The following is a 2,305-nucleotide window of genomic DNA, read 5'->3' on the forward strand; positions in this document are numbered from 1 at the left end:
ATATGCTTTTCTGAACATAATCCATTTAGAAACGAAAAAGAATCTGAAGTTTTACGAAGGTATAAAATAGCATATCTTTTTCAAAACTTTGCTTTAGTTGATAACATGACAGTTCAAGAAAATTTGAATTTGGCAGTAAAATACAGCAGAAGTACAGATAAAAAATCAATTATAAAAAAAGCTCTTATGGATATGGGAATAGAAGACAAACTTAAATCAAAAATATTTGAATTATCAGGTGGAGAGCAGCAAAGAGCAGCTCTCGCGAGAAATATGGTTAAGCCATACGAAATAATGTTAGCAGACGAACCAACAGGATCGTTAGATAGTGAAAACAAAAAGATTGTAATTGATACACTTGTAAAACTAAACAAACTGGGGAAAACTATAATTGTTGTTAGTCATGATAAAGAATTTGAAAAAATTGCGCACAAGAATTATATTATTGAAAACGGAACATTAAAACAGCTGAGATTTACTGTGGAGAAATAATAGAATATTTGGAATTATAATATCAGGTTATTATTTCAAGGATCTGATACACAAAACTTTTCACATACTTCAATTATCCTACGTGCTATTTTTGCAGGTAGGATTTTTTTATTCAATCCCTAAGAAATTCTAAAGATTACAGAAAAAATAAGCAAATTTAATGAAGTTGTGATATAATTTTAACTGTTAAATATATTAATAGGATGATGAAAAATGGAAAAATTAAATCAAAAAAAATACACTTTTTTGATTAATACGACGCCTCCTCCTAGGCTGATCAAAAGAATGGATCTTGTGAAAGACAAGTTCGATCTGTATGCAATTTGCTGGGACAAAGGTGGCGATGAAAAATATGATTTCAAGCGTGATTTTTGCAAGAAGGAGATAATCAACATAGACGCTGATAACAGCAATCCTATGAAAAGACTTATTCCAACTTACAAGTTTTCACAAAAAGCTTACAAAATATTGGATAGAATTAAACCCGATTTAATTCACGTTCAAAGTTATGATATGCTAGAGATAGCTACTAAATACAAGAAAAATAGCGATAAGGCTGTTAAGATTATATACGAAGTACCAGATATTCACAGATATTTGACTGATGATAAGAAGAGTTTCCCGATGAATGTTGTATCTTCTGTTTTGAAAAAAAGAGAGAACAATATGCTTGGATTTGTCGATTTGATGATTGTGACAAGTATGAAATTCTGGGAACATTTTGAAGGAAAATACAGCAAGGATAATTTGGTGTTCATGCCGAACATTCCTAATTTGGAATTATTCAAGGATTATGATAAGTTAAGAGTGAAAAACCAACACGATACTTTTACTGTCGGCTACATCGGTGGTCTTAGATATTTGAACGAATTGAAAAAACTTACTAAGGCTATGGATGGTTTGGGTATGAATCTTATGATGGCAGGTTTCGAAAGTGGTACGTATTTCAAAGAGCTTGCTCAAACGAAAGATTTCATAGAATATCGCGGCAAATTTTATTATGACGATGAGATTGCAGAGCTTTATTCAAAATGCGACTGCATATTCTCAGTGTACGATGCGTCTATGAAGAATGTTAGAATTGCACTTCCTAACAAACTATACGAATCTATTCATGCAGAGCTTCCTATAATTGTCGCAAGAGACACATATTTGTCAGAAGTTGTGAATGAGTGGAATGTGGGTGTTAGTGTTGATCACGAATCTTACGAGGAAATGAGAAATGTTTTATTGAAACTTAGAGACGACAAAACATTCTACCACACTCTTCAAGAAAACTGCAGAAATATGCAATCAGAATTAAATCCACAAAAAAACAACGAACGATTATTAAATAGAATAGAAAATTTATTTTAAAGGAGAGAATATTATGATTAATGTAATTGGATTAGGTTACATAGGTCTACCTACAGCTTTGATGCTAGCAACATCAGGCAACAAGGTGGTTGGAACAGATATTAAAGAAGAAGTAATTGATAAATTAAAACATAAAGAATTGACTTTTGAAGAAAAAGGAATGGATGAGCTTTTCGAAAAGGCTTTGAGTTCTGATATTACTTTTTCATTAAAACCAGTGTCCACTTCTTTCTATATTATTACAGCACCAACTCCATACGATCCTGTATCTAAGAAATTGGATTGTTCTTATGTAGTAAAAGCTGTAGAATCAGTATTAGAACCAGCAGAAGAAGATGCAATTATTGTCGTTGAATCGACAGTTTCACCGGGAGCTATCGACACATATGTCAGACCTGTTGTTAATGAATACATGGAAAAATCAGGCAAGAAATTAAACTTGGTTCACGCTCCTGAA

3 protein-coding genes are annotated in these 2,305 nt (G+C 32.1%); all 3 read left to right on the plus strand.

Going from position 1 to position 2,305, the window contains the following annotated elements; all coding sequences use genetic code 11:
• The coding region (locus KHW44_RS08750; protein ID WP_304068536.1) for an ATP-binding cassette domain-containing protein at nt 1–492 on the plus strand (492 nt) is incomplete at its 5' end.
• A 213-nt stretch (nt 493–705) separates the two neighbouring features.
• Nucleotides 706–1,848 carry a glycosyltransferase gene (locus KHW44_RS08755; protein WP_304068540.1) on the plus strand — a complete coding sequence of 381 codons (1,143 nt, stop codon included), beginning with the start codon at nt 706–708 and terminating at the stop codon, nt 1,846–1,848.
• 13 nt (nt 1,849–1,861) lie between these two features.
• Nucleotides 1,862–2,305 (plus strand): NAD(P)-binding domain-containing protein (locus tag KHW44_RS08760; RefSeq protein WP_304068543.1); only part of this gene is annotated, 444 nt, incomplete at its 3' end.

Origin of the sequence: Finegoldia magna (genome assembly GCF_018371055.1) — a bacterium.
In the GTDB taxonomy this organism is placed as follows: Bacteria; Bacillota; Clostridia; order Tissierellales; family Peptoniphilaceae; genus Finegoldia; species Finegoldia magna_I.

Coding starts and splice junctions, on each gene's coding strand:
- KHW44_RS08755 (WP_304068540.1), top strand. CDS start 706: ATGGAAAAATTAAATCAAAAAAAATACACTTTTTTGATTAATACGACG.